A 14,258-nucleotide genomic window follows, 5' to 3' on the forward strand; every position below is an offset into this window, starting at 1 on the left:
ATAAACAGAAGAACAGATGCGCCCTACCCGATTACCTGTCAACCCGGATACGCCCATGCAATGGCATGTCTTTGCGCGTCTGTGGCCGTACTTACTTGAGTTCAAACAACGTGTTGCACTGGCTTTGCTATGTCTGGTTGCGGCAAAAATTGCCAGTATTGGCCTACCCTTCGTGTTAAAACACACCGTCGACAACCTCAACCAGGAGCCCATTGCCACACTGGCAGTGCCGATAGCCCTGGTTGTTGCTTACGGTACGCTGAGACTGATAAACGTGTTGTTGGGTGAAGTGCGCGATACCCTGTTTGGACGGGTGACAGAGCGCGCTATGCGACGAATCGGTCTGGAGGTATTTGAACACTTACACCGCCTCGACTTAACCTTTCATTTGTCCAGACAAACCGGTGGGCTTTCCCGGGACATAGAACGCGGCACCAGTGGTATCAGTTTTCTGATGCGCTTTATGGTCTTCAATATTGGCCCGACGTTGTTGGAAATCGCGTTGGTAGTAGGTGTTTTGCTTACCCAATACGGCATGAGCTTTGCCATGATCATTCTGTGCTCAGTGGTGGCTTATGTGTGGTTTTCCATGAAAGCGACCGACTGGCGCACTGAGTTTGTGCGTCAGGCAAATCTGGCGGACTCAACCTCGAATACCCGCGCCATCGACAGTTTGCTTAACTACGAAACCGTGAAGTATTTTAACAACGAGCAGTACGAAGCACGCCAATACGACACCAACCTGGCAAACTGGGAGCAGGCACGCCGGAAAAACCGCTTGTCGCTGTTCGCGTTAAACGGGGGACAGGCGTTCATTATTGCCGCGTCAATGACCTCCATGATGCTCTTAGCCGCGTTAGAAGTTAGCCATGGCAATATGACTATTGGTGATTTCGTGCTAATAAACGCCTTCACCATGCAAATCTTTATGCCACTCAATTTTCTGGGCTTCGTATACCGGGAAATCCGCGGTTCGCTGGCTAACATTGAAAACCTGTTTAATTTACTGGGCACAGTTCCCACCGTTGCCGATGCGCCGTCTGCAGGAAAACTCGAGATCAATCAAAGCCGCATCCATTTCGACAATGTCAGTTTCTATTACCGCGCTGAGCGCCGTATCCTGAACCACGTGAACTTCACCATTGAGCCCGGCACGAAAGTGGCCATTGTGGGCGAAAGCGGTGCGGGTAAATCTACACTGGTAAAACTGCTGTTTCGGTTTTACGACCCCGTATCCGGCGCTGTTCGCATAGACGATCAGGATATCAGCACGGTCACTCAGCACAGTTTGCGCCAGCACATTGGTATTGTGCCGCAGGATACGGTGCTGTTTAACGATACCATTGGGGAAAACATACGTTACGGCCGCCCCGACGCGACGGAACAAGACATTCAACAGGCCATTCACCTGGCTCACCTTGAGCAGTTTATTGCCAGTCTTCCCGATGGCTTAAACACACAGGTTGGCGAGCGTGGTTTAAAGCTATCTGGCGGCGAAAAACAACGTGTAGCCATTGCTCGCGCGATATTAAAGCGTCCTGCAATCATGGTTTTCGATGAGGCCACCTCGTCATTAGACAGTCAGTCCGAGCAAGCCATCCTGAGCGCCTTGCGGGAAGTGGCTGAGGGCCATACCAGCATGGTTATTGCTCACCGCTTGTCGACCATTATCGATGCAGACAAGATACTGGTCATGCAACAAGGGCAAATCGTTGAACAAGGTACCCACTCTGAATTGTTGTCTCAGCAGGGTGTGTATGCAGGGCTTTGGCAGGCCCAACAAAAACAGGCGAGTGATTAATGGACCCGCAGCAACTAAAACTTACCATCAATCAGATCATGCCCTTTGGCAAATACGCAGGTAGGAAACTGATTCACTTACCTGAGCCTTACCTGGTGTGGTTTGCGAAACAAGGATTTCCCGAGGGGAAACTCGGCCAGCAGCTGGCGCTGATGTACGAGATCAAACTCAATGGCATGGAGTCCATGCTTACTCCATTGATTGACAACGACTAGCAGGGTTCAACTTGGTCTATCAGCGAAAACGCATGCAGCATCAGCGCATCGATCAACAAAGTCAGCAGTTGCATTTGTGCATTGCAAAAAAATTACTGGCCCACCCCGACATGATGGAGGCCGTGACGGCACGCTTACACCAACGCTACCAGGATAAACTAATGGGGTATGGGAGTTACCTGCACTGGCAGGCTATTCTTGCGGAGTTTCCTCATCCGGAAAACTTTATTGCAGCCATAACGGCCAGTGACAGTACCACTACCCGTTTGCGAAGAGCGACCATTTTTACCGGTATATTAAACGAAAAAGAGCGCAGCGATTGCCTCGCTGCGCCCTCTCAATAATCGACTGCGGAATTACTTAATACGCAGATGATCTGAGACCAGGAAGGCCATTTCCAGTACCTGGTCGGCGTTCAAACGCGGATCACATTGCGTTTTGTAGGCTTCAGCCAGATCGTCATCGCTGATCTGATATGCCCCACCGGTACACTCGGTCACGTGTTGACCGGTCATCTCCAGATGAATACCACCCGCATAGGTTCCTTCTGCATCATGGGCAGCAAAGAACTGGCGGATTTCGCTCAGGATGGCGTCGAAATTACGGGTTTTGTAACCGCTTGAAGCACTGAACGTGTTGCCGTGCATTGGGTCAGAACTCCACACCACATTACGGCCTTCCGCTTTGACACGGCGCAGCAGGCGCGGCAGATTGGCTTCTAACTTGTCGGCACCCATACGCGTGATCAATGTCAGGCGACCCGCTTCGTTATTCGGGTTCAAGGCATCAATCAGACGAATTAGCTCGTCTTCTTCCATGGTCGGACCCACTTTCACCCCGATAGGGTTGTGGATACCGCGGAAAAATTCAATGTGCGCATGGTCTAACTGACGGGTGCGCTCACCAATCCACACCATATGTGCAGAACAGTCGTAAGGCTTACCGGTCAGTGTATCGATACGGGTCAGCGCTTCTTCATAGTTCAGCAACAACGCCTCGTGAGAGGTAAACAACGAGGTTTCATGCAACGTTGGGGTGTTACTGGCGTTCAGGCCGATTACATCCATAAATTCAAGGCTGTCCTGAATGCGACGGGCAATGTCCTGATACTGCTCTTTCAGTGGGTTGTTCTCCACGAACGCCATGTTCCAGCGATTAACCTCATGTAGGTCAGCCAAGCCACCCTGTGCAAAAGCGCGCAGCAGGTTCAGTGTTGCCGAACTGCGGTGATAGGCTTCGATCAGGCGCTGAGGATCCGGACGACGCGCCGCTTCTGAGAACTCAAAGCTGTTAATAATGTCACCGCGGTAGCTTGGCAACGTAATACCGTCTTTGGTTTCAAAATCAGACGAACGCGGCTTGGCGTACTGACCCGCCATACGAGCAACTTTAGTAACCGGACAACGACCGGCAAAGGTCAGAACAATGGCCATCTGCAGCAACACTTTAAAGGTGTCGCGAATTTTCGGTGCATTAAACTCGCTAAACGACTCGGCACAGTCGCCCCCTTGCAGTAAAAAGCCTTTACCTTCACACACCTGGCCAAGCTGACGGCGTAACTCACGCGCTTCAGCGGCAAATACCAGCGGAGGGTAGCTGCTTAGGGTCTTCTCTACCTGGGCCAATTCGGCCTTATCGTCGTATTCTGGCTGTTGCAGAATTGGCTTCTTGCGCCAACTATCTGGTTGCCAATTGTTCACTTAGCACCTCATAAAAAAACGGGAAAATTCAGAAATGGGCTAACCTGAGCAGTCAGGTCACACCGAAACGGGTACGAACACACCGCGCGGTTCACGTTCAAGAAAATCAAAATGACAGTCAAAGGTTCGCCACAAATTATCCAGGGTCATGACTTCTTCGACCGGGCCGCTTGCCAACAACTCCCCTGAACGCGCTAACCATACCGTATCCGCAAAGGTATTAGCAATATTTACGTCATGACAACTCATGACTATTTGATTTCCTCTTATTCCTAAATCAGCTAACCAGCACATTAATGCATGCTGATGTCGAATATCGAGGCTCTGTAATGGTTCGTCCAGGATCAACAATGCGTTGCCGTCCATCAGCGGCTGCCACACCTGTAACAGCGTGCGCGCAATAAAGATACGTTGCTGTTCGCCGCCTGACATATGCGTGTAGACCTTGTCGAGCAAGGTAGTCAGGCCGAGCTTTTCAATCAGCATACCGGGTATCTGTTGTTGGGTATGGTCGTTAAAAAATTGCAGACAATCACGCCCGGTCAGCTCAAATTGAATACTGGGCTTTTGGGCGAGATAGCCGCGCTCCACCGCCAGTTCTGCCAGACTGCGTTGTGCCGTTGGCTGACCGCCCCACAGCACTTCACCTTCCGTGGCTGGCGTAAGCCCGGCTAACACTTCCAGCAAGGAACTTTTACCCGCGCCATTGGCCCCCAACAAACACACAATACCGGAAGACGCATGGACAATATAAAGCCGTTTAAACCGGTTGGTAAGACAGATATGCTCGGCGCGTAATTCCCGGGTCATTTGAGCTGTCCTTTTACCATGGCGAATAACAATAGGGGTCCGCCGATAGTGGCTGTCACCATGGACACGGGAAGTGCCGCAAAAGGCACCCACTCGCTTATCAATGCGACCAGCAAAAGTATGGTTGCGCCGGTAACCGCGCTCGCTGGCAACAGATAGCGGTTGTTGTGTCCGATAACCAAACGCAGGTAATGCGGGACCAGCAAGCCCAGAAAGGCAATGGAACCGGCTATAGCCACGGCGGCGCCAACAGCCAGTGCACAGGCAATCATAATGGTCAGTTTCAGTCTATCCGGGTCAACTCCTGCACTTTTCGCCGTCAGATCCCCGGTATACAACACGTTCAACGCCGTTGCATTGCGGCCAATAATGAGCAGGCTCAGGACAATAATAGGCGCGCTGACCAACAACACCCAGGCGTCAGCCTGATGCAGGCTCCCCATGATCCAAAAGGTCAGGTTACGCATGGACTGGGCGTCAGCGAACAAATATAGCCATCCCATAATGGCACTGGTAAGTGTGGTAATGGCGATACCGGCCAGAATCACTGCAGTGTTGATTCCGCGTAACCGCACTGACAAACGGTAAATCAGCCAGGTGGAAAAGAGTGCACCGGTAAAACACGCTACCGGCAATGTATAGGGTAAGTGATCCACCAGCGCCTGCGGTGCAAGAATTAACACAAAAGCAGCAACCAGGCTCGCGCCACTGGATATACCGATGATACCCGGGTCGGCCAATGGATTTCTCAACACCACTTGCAACGATGCGCCGCTTACACTTAGCGCCGCGCCCGTGATCACAGCGGTTATTGTGAGCGGCAGCTGTAACTGCCACAGGATTTGGCTATTTACCTGATTCGATAAACCCGTTTGCCACCCACTGGCAAGCACCGCGGCTGCGGCGCAAAACATCAGTACACAAAGTGCGACAAGCCAGCGGCCAGCATGGGTTTTCATTAGGATTTCAGGCTTGCGATGAGTCCGTCACTTGCGGTTTCTATAAGATCCAGCACTAACTCAAAGCCTTTTTTACCACCGTAATAGGGATCCGGTACTTCCTCACCCTCATAACCGGCAAAATCCAGGAACAACTTAATTTTTTCGTGATGGGAAGGGTCGCTCATGCCCCGCAGATTTTTCAGATTGTCATTGTCCATGGCCAGAATGAAGTCAAATTTCTCAAAATCTTCATCTGCAACACGCCGACACTTTAATCCTTTAAAACTGTATCCGCGCGCCTCGCCTGTGGCCTGAGAACGCTTATCTGGCGGACTACCAATGTGATAACCATGGGTGCCAGCGGAGTCGATAGTAAGTTTCAAACCCGCCTGTTCAGCTTTGTGACGAAACACCGCTTCTGCGGTGGGAGAGCGGCAAATGTTGCCCAGGCATACAAACAAAACAGCTGTTTGTGGTGATGTCATGTTTCAATCCTTTTCACTACATTGGTTGTCGGGTTGACCCGATGCCAGGCTTCTGGCCAAATACCTACCTTTGCGTCCATTCTCTTTTATTTTTGGCCTGTTACAGGCGTTGCCAGCGCGGCAAGACAAAAGAGACGGGATTATCTGGCCGGCTATTGTACTGTCCATCATAGCTAAACACCATGGTTTATGCCCTTTGGTTTATCCACTACGCCGGCGGCAACACTACATGATGCAATTCGAACAATAAGAGTAACTACCATGACAGACACTGCACATCACATTCTCATGCTTTCCAGTTCACGTATGGGCGATGAACAATACCTCGAACATGCTCAGCCAATGATCCAGGCACACCTGGGTGACTGTCGCGACGTTTTATTTATTCCATATGCGGGTGTCACCCTGGGCTGGGATGACTATGTGGAAAAAGTCCAGCAGGCGCTGCCATCGCTCAATGTCATTGGCATTCACACTGCAGACGACCCGATTGCAGCGGTAGAATCCGCCAGCGCGATTGTGGTGGGCGGTGGCAACACGTTTAATTTGCTGTACCAGTTGTACAACAACGACTTGCTGGATGTGATCCGCCGTAAGGTTGCCTCGGGTACGCCCTATATCGGCTGGAGTGCCGGGAGCAACATTTGCGGCGCGAGTATCCGTACCACTAACGACATGCCGATTATTGAGCCGCCGTCATTCACTGCGCTGGGTTTCGTTCCTTGCCAATTGAACCCGCATTACACCGATTATCAGCCACCCAACCACAATGGCGAAACCCGCGACGACCGATTGTTTGAATTCACCGCGTTGAATCCCACCACCCCGGTGCTGGCTATTCGCGAAGGGACTGCGTTGTTGCTGAGCAACCAGCGAATGACATTGAAAGGGAAATTACCGGGATTTTGTTTCCGCGGCGCGGAAAAACACGCCATTGAGCCAGAACAGGACTTAACCGAGTTTCTCAACCAATAGCGACAGGTCCGGCGTCTGCTGGTAAGGCACCAGGGCAAGCCTTGGTGCCGGCATTAAAGCATCCAGCGTGGCGAGGTTTTCGTCGAATACCGGCATGTCATCTAACAGTTGATTCGCCACCCAGCCTCTCAGTGTTAACCCGTCTCGTTGTATGGCTTCTGCTGTCAGGAGAGCATGATTCAGGCAGCCAAGTCGCATGCCTACCACCAGAATGACGTCAAGCTGCAAGTCTTGCACTACATCACTCATAAAACGCGTTGATGATAACGGCAACCGCCAACCACCCGCACCTTCCATAAGCAGTATGTCGGGCTGATATTGATGTAACGCCTGAAACCCCGATGTGATAACCGCTTCACTAATAGGCTCACCATGGCGTTCGGCTGCAATGTGAGGAGCGATGGCATCGGGTAAGGCAATGGGATTTATTTCCGTCAGTGGTACGCGCAGGCTTCCGGCGGCTTGTAGCGCCAGCGCATCTTCATTTTCCCACTGATTGTTTTGCCAATCACAGCCCGCGGCCACCGGCTTATAACCCAACGCGGTTTTACCACGCTGAGAAAAGGCCTCGAGTATTTTGCAGCTGGTGTAGGTTTTTCCTACTTCGGTATCTGTCCCGGTAACAAAGTAAGCTTTAGTCACAGCGGTTTCTCCAGACTAAGATGCAAAATGTGATAGGTATTATTGAATAGACCAGACGTCGATTCAGGGAAAGCGGCCGCCAGCGCCTGTAACTTCCCCTTGGTTAATCGCGCACGGGTACGGTTTTCTGTCTGACTGCCTGCCCCGACGCCATTAATGGATTTTAGCAGCGATGTGATATTGTCGAAGCTATCGGAATAACTCACTAAATCGTGACTTATCCCCGCCCAGTCAGATTCACACACTGCCGCTAGCCATTGTGTTGCACACGTCAGTGTATTAAGCGCCAATTGAATACCCGCCTTGTCGGCTGCTGATTTGAGTTCAGGAAAGGAGCCTGCAACCATGATTGCCAGTTCAGCCCGACCTCCGGGGGCCAGCACCCTGAACACTTCGCTGATTGCCTGACGTGGTGTACCGCACCATTGCAATGCCATGGAAGAAAACACGCATTCAACACAACCTGACTGCAAGGGTACCTGCTCGGCGTCGCCTTGCAAAAACGTAATGGTAGGGTAAGTGCTCTGGGCCTGGCTAACCATGCCTGGCGCCAGGTCCATGCCTGTTACTTCATCGCAGTAATTGGCCAGTTTCGCTGTGTTACGGCCGGTGCCGCAACCAATATCCAGCACGGACTTACCTGCCATCTCACCCAGTCGAAAAAGTGCGGCATCTGCTATCGCATGCTGGATGCCGGCAAGCGCATCGTATTGCGCAGCCGCAGCACTGAAACGCGCAGCGATATCACGCTTGTCTGCACAATGTTCGGGCGTAGTCACAGGATCAATCAGTGCCATGGTCATCTGCGTCATGTTCGCTGGGATCAGCATTTGCCAGAATTGAATCCTGAGCAAGCAATAACCCGTCAACCAAGGCATCAATATCCCGCGTAGCGTGACTGGCACTTAACGTAATACGCAGTCTGTCTGTCCCTTTGGGTACAGTAGGGTGTCGCATGGCAGGTACCCACAAGCCGCGATTCGCCAGCTCGGCAGATAACGCCACTGCGCGTGTAGGAGAACCGACAACAACAGGCTGAATCGCACTTTGCGATGCCATCAGGGTTAACCCTTCCTGATTAGCTCTCGCTCTGAAATGGGCAATATTGGCGTGAAGCTGTTCGCGCTCAGCGCCTTGCGTAACCAGAGATAAAGCGTGCAATGTCGCAACTGCTTGTGCCGGAGGAAAGGCAGTCGAATAAATATAGTGCCGCGCGTAATTGACCAGGTAATCGATAAGGGCATGACTGCCCGCAATAAATGCGCCCGCTGTGCCAACCGCTTTACCAAAGGTCCCCATTACCACAGGACACTGCTGCTGAGACAACTGATAGGCATCAATACTACCCAGCCCGTATTCTCCGGTAACCCCGAAGGCGTGGGCATCATCCAGCATTAACCAACTGTCAGACGCTTCTGCACTCGCTACCAGTTGGGCAACATCTGGCGAATCGCCGTCCATACTGAACACCCCTTCCGACGCTATCAGTCGGTGAGAAGAGGTGGTTTTCGACAGTAAAGCAGACAGGTGGGTGTAATCATTATGTGCAAATCGACGCAATCGGGCAGCACTGGCGGTTGCCCCTTCTATAAACGACGCATGCATGTATTTGTCGGCAATGATGTCACCTTGTTCGGCAAGCAACGCCTGACACAATGCCTGGTTGGCAGCAAAACCACTGGAGAATAACAGCACGGCATCACGGTTTAAGGCTTCGGCCAGCACTTGTTCTAATTCGCGATGCGCAGCACTGTAGCCGGTAACTAACGGCGATGCCCCGCTACCACCGCCAAACTGGGCTAAGCCTTCAACCCAGGCTTGTAATACGCCCTGATTATGGCGCAGTCCAAGGTAGTCATTGCTTCCAAAATTCAGGTAATGCTGGCCATTGATGGCGATTACCCCGTCCCGCTCATAGTCAATACATGTGCGCTGGCGGTAATAGCCATCTTGCTGGCGTTGAGCCAGTTGGGCGTCAATAAACTCGAAGGCCATCAGACGGTCTCGGCTTGCTTACCTGCTGGTTTGCTTGCCGTGGCGTCATAAAATAAATCTTCAGGCGCTTGCTGCTGTTGCTCCAACGCTTCTTCCAGCAACAGTTCATGCGCTTCGTCAGAATAGTCACGCGTTCGCTCGGTATTAATACCCAGCTTTTTGAAGAGCACGACGTCTTCGTGTGTATCCGGATTGGATGTAGTCAGCAGCTTGCAACCGTAGAATATTGAGTTCGCACCCGCCATAAAGCATAGCGCCTGGGTCTGCTCGCTCATGTTTTCCCGCCCGGCTGACAAACGCACATGTGATGCCGGCATCATGATACGGGCAATGGCAATGGTGCGAATAAACTCAAAGGGCTCCATGTCGTCCAGTTTGTCTAATGGCGTGCCATCGACTTTTACCAGCATGTTAATGGGTACACTTTGTGGGTGTTCAGGTAAATTCGCCAGCTGCATTAATAGCCCTGCGCGGTCTGAGACACTCTCACCCATGCCGACAATACCGCCAGAACATACGTTCATGCCCGCGTCACGAACGTGCTGCAGGGTATTCAAACGGTCCTGATAGGTTCGGGTAGTAATGATATCGCCGTAGAACTCCGGTGATGTATCCAGGTTATGGTTGTAGTAATCCAAACCTGCTTGCTTGAGCGCTAACGCCTGATCGCGGGTAAGCATACCCAGCGTCATACACGTCTCCAGCCCCAAAGATTTTACTTCCGCGACCATTTGCGTGAGGTAAGGCATATCGCGTTCTTTCGGATTCCGCCACGCTGCTCCCATACAGAAGCGGGTTGAGCCAGTCTGTTTGGCTTCCTTGGCGCGCTGGATCACTTTTTCCATTTCCAGCAAGCGTTCTTTTTCCAGGCCGGTGTCGTAACGCGCGCTTTGCGGGCAGTATTTACAATCTTCCGGACACGCACCGGTTTTGATAGACAATAACGTGCTCACCTGAACTTCGTTCGGGTCGAAATGCTGACGGTGAACAATTTGCGCCTGAAATAACAAATCGTTAAACGGCATAGCATAAAAGGCTTCAACCTCTTCACGCGTCCAATCATGGCGGATCGCAGAGACCTGGGCGCCATGAGATGAGCCTGGCGCCGAATGAACTGAATTGTGCTGTGTGACAGACATCGCCTATCCTTTACTCTTACTGAATGGTGGCTTAGTCTATGCAGCCAACGCATCTTGTCAACCAAATTAACTACAAACACTTTACTACTGTGCAAAATACAAACAACATAGAATTTGATAAACAACACATCTGGCACCCCTACACATCGGCGGTAAACCCGCTTCCGTGCTATGAAGTAGCTGGCGCCAAAGGCGCAGAAATCAAACTGGCCAGTGGCGAAAACCTGGTAGATGGTATGTCCAGTTGGTGGGCGGCTATTCACGGCTACAACCACCCGCTACTCAATAAAGCTGCCCATGATCAGATTGATGCGTTCAGTCACGTCATGTTTGGCGGACTCACCCATGAGCCAGCCGTTCGGCTTTGCCGGCAATTACTCGACATGGCCCCTTCTGGCCTGCAACGGGTATTTTTAGCTGACTCGGGTTCCGTATCGGTAGAAGTCGCAATCAAGATGGCAGTGCAATACTGGGCATGTCAGGGGCGCCCGGAGAAATCACGGCTAATTGCACCGCGCAACGGGTACCACGGCGACACCTTCGCCGCTATGTCGGTGTGCGATCCGGTAAATGGCATGCACAGTTTATTCAGCAATACCTTGAAATCTCAGGTTTTCGCCCCTGCGCCGCAAACCCGTTTTGGTCAGGCATTCAGCGAAGATGACATTTTACCTCTGGAAGAGTTATTCGAAAGTCATCATCATGAACTGGCCGCGCTGATCCTGGAGCCGGTTGTGCAAGGTGCCGGCGGCATGCGGATTTATCATCCTGAATACCTGAAGCGCTGCCGACAATTGTGCGACACCTACGACGTCCTGCTGATCTGCGATGAAATTGCCACGGGATTCGGCCGGACTGGTAGGTTGTTTGGTTGCGATCACGCGGGAATATCGCCTGATATCATGTGCCTGGGTAAAGCCCTGACCGGCGGGTACATGACATTGGCCGCCACCTTGTGTACCGAAGAAGTGGCTCAAGGCGTATGCGAAGGCAGCCCCGGTGTGTTTATGCATGGTCCGACATTTATGGGTAACCCACTCGCTTGTGCTGTGGCCAGCGCGAGTTTATCGCTGATTGCCCAGGGCGACTGGAAGCAACAGGTCGCTGATATTGGCAAACAACTCTCTGCTGAACTGGCGCAATGTAAGGAACTCGCCTGTGTTACCGATGTCAGAACCTTAGGGGCAATTGGAGTAGTTGAAACCAAACACCCTGTGGATGTCGCTGCCATTCAGAAATTGTTTGTAGCGCAAGGGGTGTGGATTCGTCCATTTGGCAAACTGGTCTATATTATGCCACCTTATATTGTATCGCCTGAACAATTAACCCGGCTGACTCAGGCGATTTACACCAGTCTGAAACAACTATACGGATAGGTATTTTTGGGGATTTTAACGCGACTCATCGACAAAGTACTTTTTGCAGTGTTATTCATAGTAACGCTGCAAGTACCCGTGCTGAATCAACAATACCTGCAATATTTAAACGGTTACCTGGATGCAACCGGCGAAGAAATAGCACACTATGCGCGCATGGCCAATGACCACGGTTATTCATCTGTAGATGTGATGATTGAAGCGTTACTGAACAATGAGACCGCGTTGGTCCGTGATGATGCCCAGCACAAGTTAGCGGTGATTGAAGCCTACAACGAAGCACAGTTCGCATCGCAGTATTTACAACAAGCGAATTATTTCGAACAGGTTGGATATTTTATTCAACCCATCCAATACCCTCGCCTGCAAAGTGTAATAAATGTCTTCGAACCTTCATTGCCTTTACAACCCGAATCCGTGGGATCGGCGCTGGTGACAGCATTGGTTATTTACTTGTTTCCCTGGACCGGTGTAGCCCTGATTCGCCGAAGACGACGTGCCAAACAACGTCATTTCGTTTGAAAATCATAACGTTAACAACTTCCCCAGCGTCCTTTACCTGACGATTTGAAATCTGCCTCAGCCGCTGGCCAGGTTTCATTCCCACCCCGTCTCTTCTACAAAATTATACCTATCACCGCGTTTAGGTATTGATTTTGCTACGTACCCTGTGTGGTTAAGACCTTTTATACGCCTTTTTTTGTATATTATTTAATCGTCACCGCATTGGCCCGCAGTCTACAGGGCTCCGCGGTTAATGTGAGGAGAATGAAAATGACCGATACACCGAGAAATCAAACCTTAGTCATGGGCCAACTGTTGCAAATGAGAGACAAGTTGATCGCCAAGCGCCACCTGATCCCTGCAAACTGTCAGTCTCAGTGGGCTGAGCTGGAAAAAGAAACCGCCGTGTTTGACCCAGCTAACCAGGGTCAGCTGAGTCATTCAGGCAATACGATGGTAACCAAACGCTCTTTATTCCGCGGTAACATCAACGACCTGATGTCACTGGTTGATCAATTGCGTCAGCTAAACAGCCAAATCAAGATCACTGCACACTAGTGATTGCGCTTGCTGGCGCAACACAATGGCGGCTTTGATTTTACGTTTGCCATAACTGGCCATACGTATAAAGTCTTCCCGGGCAATTGGAACATGTTGATAATCCATTGCTCCCGGGGTGGACGGATCGGGATCGTGAATATACACACACTGATCATCAATGGCTGTAACCACAACCCAATGAGGGGCTTTCGTCCGGTCGAAGCGATAGGTGCTGATCAGGCACACCAGCGCACAATCCTGCATATTCTGATAATTATCCAACCGGGTTAGCCAATCCAAATAAAAGACCGGTAACTGCTGTTGCTCTGCCTCGTTAAAAAAGTTTTCTTCAACGGCCTGTAGCGTTTGTCGTTTGTGCTCATTGCGCACGCCGTCAACAAACAAAGGCGCGCCCTGATTCAAATACACTTTTACGTCGAAGCCCCTTGCCTGCGCAGCCATTGCAAGTCCAATTGGGTGGGTACCTGCAGGTCCACTGGTCATGTACACTGTATTCGCTTCCCGCCAGATACTGAATTCGTCCCGCTGATTTGGTACCCGCGAGTGGTCCAGCATAGCCATTGCCATTAATAAACTGGCAGGCCCACAGGTAAACTCTGTCGTTTGCTGATACCACGGGCAACGACGCAACGTTTTTTCCGGTCCGCTCAATGGCAGCGCTTTCTGCATGCGAATCGCATTCGTATCGTCTTCGTAATAGTGTTCAAACATACCAAAAGGCAAAAATCCCATACGCTCGTAAAGGCGTTGAGCCGACTGGTTATGTTCAGCAACCTCCAGTCGCATATATCGCTTTCCACGTGCAGTGGCGCGTTGCTCGAGCCATAGCACCATGGCTTCTGCCAAACGCTGTCCACGGGCATCTTCGTGAACCGCCAGAGAATACAAACGAGTGAGTAAGGTTCCGCGTCGGAGCAACAACAACCCATAGCCCAGTAACTGGCCATCGCTGTCAGCGACGACCAGTTCTGCATTTTTCGCGGTCAGATAATGTCGGAAACTCCGACGGCTCAGCCGATCATTACTAAAGCAATGATTCTCCAGTGCCACCAGCTTGTTTAAATCGCTGATCGCACCGCCTCTTAATTGCCATTGACCCACTGAAATAGCCATG

At 51.3% G+C, this 14,258-nt stretch carries 16 protein-coding genes; 7 read left to right on the plus strand and 9 right to left on the minus strand.

What is annotated here, in order from left to right:
* The first annotated feature begins 16 nt into the window (after positions 1-16).
* From BUB81_RS11140 to BUB81_RS11150, 3 genes are read left to right on the plus strand one after another with little or no spacing between them, the layout of a single operon-like run.
* Positions 17-1,801 (plus strand): ABCB family ABC transporter ATP-binding protein/permease, encoded by a 1,785-nt coding sequence (locus tag BUB81_RS11140; protein WP_073322629.1) that lies wholly within the window; start codon positions 17-19, stop codon positions 1,799-1,801.
* Positions 1,801-2,016: a DUF3820 family protein gene (locus tag BUB81_RS11145; protein ID WP_073322631.1), complete on the plus strand. Its 216-nt coding sequence runs from the start codon at positions 1,801-1,803 to the stop codon at positions 2,014-2,016. Before BUB81_RS11140 ends, BUB81_RS11145 begins: the two co-directional genes overlap by 1 nt.
* A 32-nt stretch (positions 2,017-2,048) precedes the next feature.
* Positions 2,049-2,360 carry a hypothetical protein gene (locus BUB81_RS11150; RefSeq protein ID WP_073322633.1) on the plus strand — a complete coding sequence of 104 codons (312 nt, stop codon included), beginning with the start codon at positions 2,049-2,051 and terminating at the stop codon, positions 2,358-2,360.
* Between the two features lie 12 nt (positions 2,361-2,372).
* Here BUB81_RS11150 and BUB81_RS11155 read toward each other — a convergent pair whose 3' ends face one another.
* The 4 genes from BUB81_RS11155 to BUB81_RS11170 are packed head-to-tail and all read right to left on the minus strand — an operon-like array spanning position 2,373 to position 5,952.
* The gene (locus BUB81_RS11155; protein ID WP_073322635.1) at positions 2,373-3,716 is read right to left on the minus strand and encodes a class II 3-deoxy-7-phosphoheptulonate synthase; all 1,344 of its coding nucleotides are present in this window, start codon (positions 3,714-3,716) and stop codon (positions 2,373-2,375) included.
* A 57-nt stretch (positions 3,717-3,773) separates the two neighbouring features.
* Positions 3,774-4,526: an ABC transporter ATP-binding protein gene (locus BUB81_RS11160; RefSeq protein ID WP_073322637.1), complete on the minus strand. Its 753-nt coding sequence runs from the start codon at positions 4,524-4,526 to the stop codon at positions 3,774-3,776.
* Positions 4,523-5,485 (minus strand): FecCD family ABC transporter permease, encoded by a 963-nt coding sequence (locus tag BUB81_RS11165; protein ID WP_139241559.1) that lies wholly within the window; start codon positions 5,483-5,485, stop codon positions 4,523-4,525. The genes BUB81_RS11160 and BUB81_RS11165 overlap by 4 nt, the downstream gene beginning before the upstream one ends.
* Complete coding sequence (locus BUB81_RS11170) at positions 5,485-5,952, minus strand: low molecular weight protein-tyrosine-phosphatase (protein ID WP_073322639.1); 468 nt, start codon at positions 5,950-5,952, stop codon at positions 5,485-5,487. Before BUB81_RS11170 ends, BUB81_RS11165 begins: the two co-directional genes overlap by 1 nt.
* A 261-nt stretch (positions 5,953-6,213) precedes the next feature.
* Between BUB81_RS11170 and pepE the strand changes: the two genes are divergently transcribed.
* Complete coding sequence (gene pepE, locus BUB81_RS11175; RefSeq protein WP_073322641.1) at positions 6,214-6,927, plus strand: dipeptidase PepE; 714 nt, start codon at positions 6,214-6,216, stop codon at positions 6,925-6,927.
* On the opposite strand, the gene bioD is transcribed toward pepE, so the two are convergent.
* Genes bioD through bioB form a run of 4 tightly spaced genes read right to left on the minus strand, consistent with a single transcriptional unit; the run spans position 6,904 to position 10,703 of the window.
* Positions 6,904-7,569 carry a dethiobiotin synthase gene (gene bioD / locus BUB81_RS11180; RefSeq protein ID WP_073322643.1) on the minus strand — a complete coding sequence of 222 codons (666 nt, stop codon included), beginning with the start codon at positions 7,567-7,569 and terminating at the stop codon, positions 6,904-6,906. The genes pepE and bioD overlap by 24 nt on opposite strands.
* On the minus strand, positions 7,566-8,366 hold the full coding sequence (locus tag BUB81_RS11185) for a methyltransferase domain-containing protein (protein WP_175555801.1): 801 nt from the start codon (positions 8,364-8,366) through the stop codon (positions 7,566-7,568). Before BUB81_RS11185 ends, bioD begins: the two co-directional genes overlap by 4 nt.
* Entirely contained in the window at positions 8,353-9,564 is a 1,212-nt protein-coding gene (locus tag BUB81_RS11190; protein WP_073322647.1) for an aminotransferase class I/II-fold pyridoxal phosphate-dependent enzyme, read from the minus strand. Before BUB81_RS11190 ends, BUB81_RS11185 begins: the two co-directional genes overlap by 14 nt.
* Positions 9,564-10,703, minus strand: coding sequence for a biotin synthase BioB (gene bioB / locus BUB81_RS11195; protein ID WP_073322649.1), 1,140 nt, complete (start codon positions 10,701-10,703; stop codon positions 9,564-9,566). The genes BUB81_RS11190 and bioB overlap by 1 nt, the downstream gene beginning before the upstream one ends.
* A 38-nt stretch (positions 10,704-10,741) precedes the next feature.
* On the opposite strand from bioB, the gene bioA reads away from it, so the two are divergent.
* The 3 genes from bioA to BUB81_RS11210 all read left to right on the plus strand — a co-directional run bounded on the left by bioA (position 10,742) and on the right by BUB81_RS11210 (position 13,141).
* Complete coding sequence (gene bioA, locus BUB81_RS11200) at positions 10,742-12,079, plus strand: adenosylmethionine--8-amino-7-oxononanoate transaminase (RefSeq protein ID WP_084526448.1); 1,338 nt, start codon at positions 10,742-10,744, stop codon at positions 12,077-12,079.
* Between the two features lie 6 nt (positions 12,080-12,085).
* Positions 12,086-12,601, plus strand: coding sequence for a DUF2937 family protein (locus tag BUB81_RS11205; protein ID WP_073322651.1), 516 nt, complete (start codon positions 12,086-12,088; stop codon positions 12,599-12,601).
* 252 nt (positions 12,602-12,853) lie between these two features.
* Positions 12,854-13,141: a hypothetical protein gene (locus BUB81_RS11210; RefSeq protein ID WP_073322653.1), complete on the plus strand. Its 288-nt coding sequence runs from the start codon at positions 12,854-12,856 to the stop codon at positions 13,139-13,141.
* Here BUB81_RS11210 and BUB81_RS11215 read toward each other — a convergent pair.
* A complete protein-coding gene (locus BUB81_RS11215; RefSeq protein WP_073322655.1) occupies positions 13,109-14,257 on the minus strand; it encodes a GNAT family N-acetyltransferase/peptidase C39 family protein in 1,149 nt (382 codons plus the stop codon). The genes BUB81_RS11210 and BUB81_RS11215 overlap by 33 nt on opposite strands.
* Position 14,258: the final 1 nt, after the last annotated feature.

The sequence above is a fragment of the Marisediminitalea aggregata genome (genome assembly GCF_900129565.1).
GTDB classification, from domain to species: Bacteria; Pseudomonadota; Gammaproteobacteria; order Enterobacterales; family Alteromonadaceae; genus Alteromonas; species Alteromonas aggregata.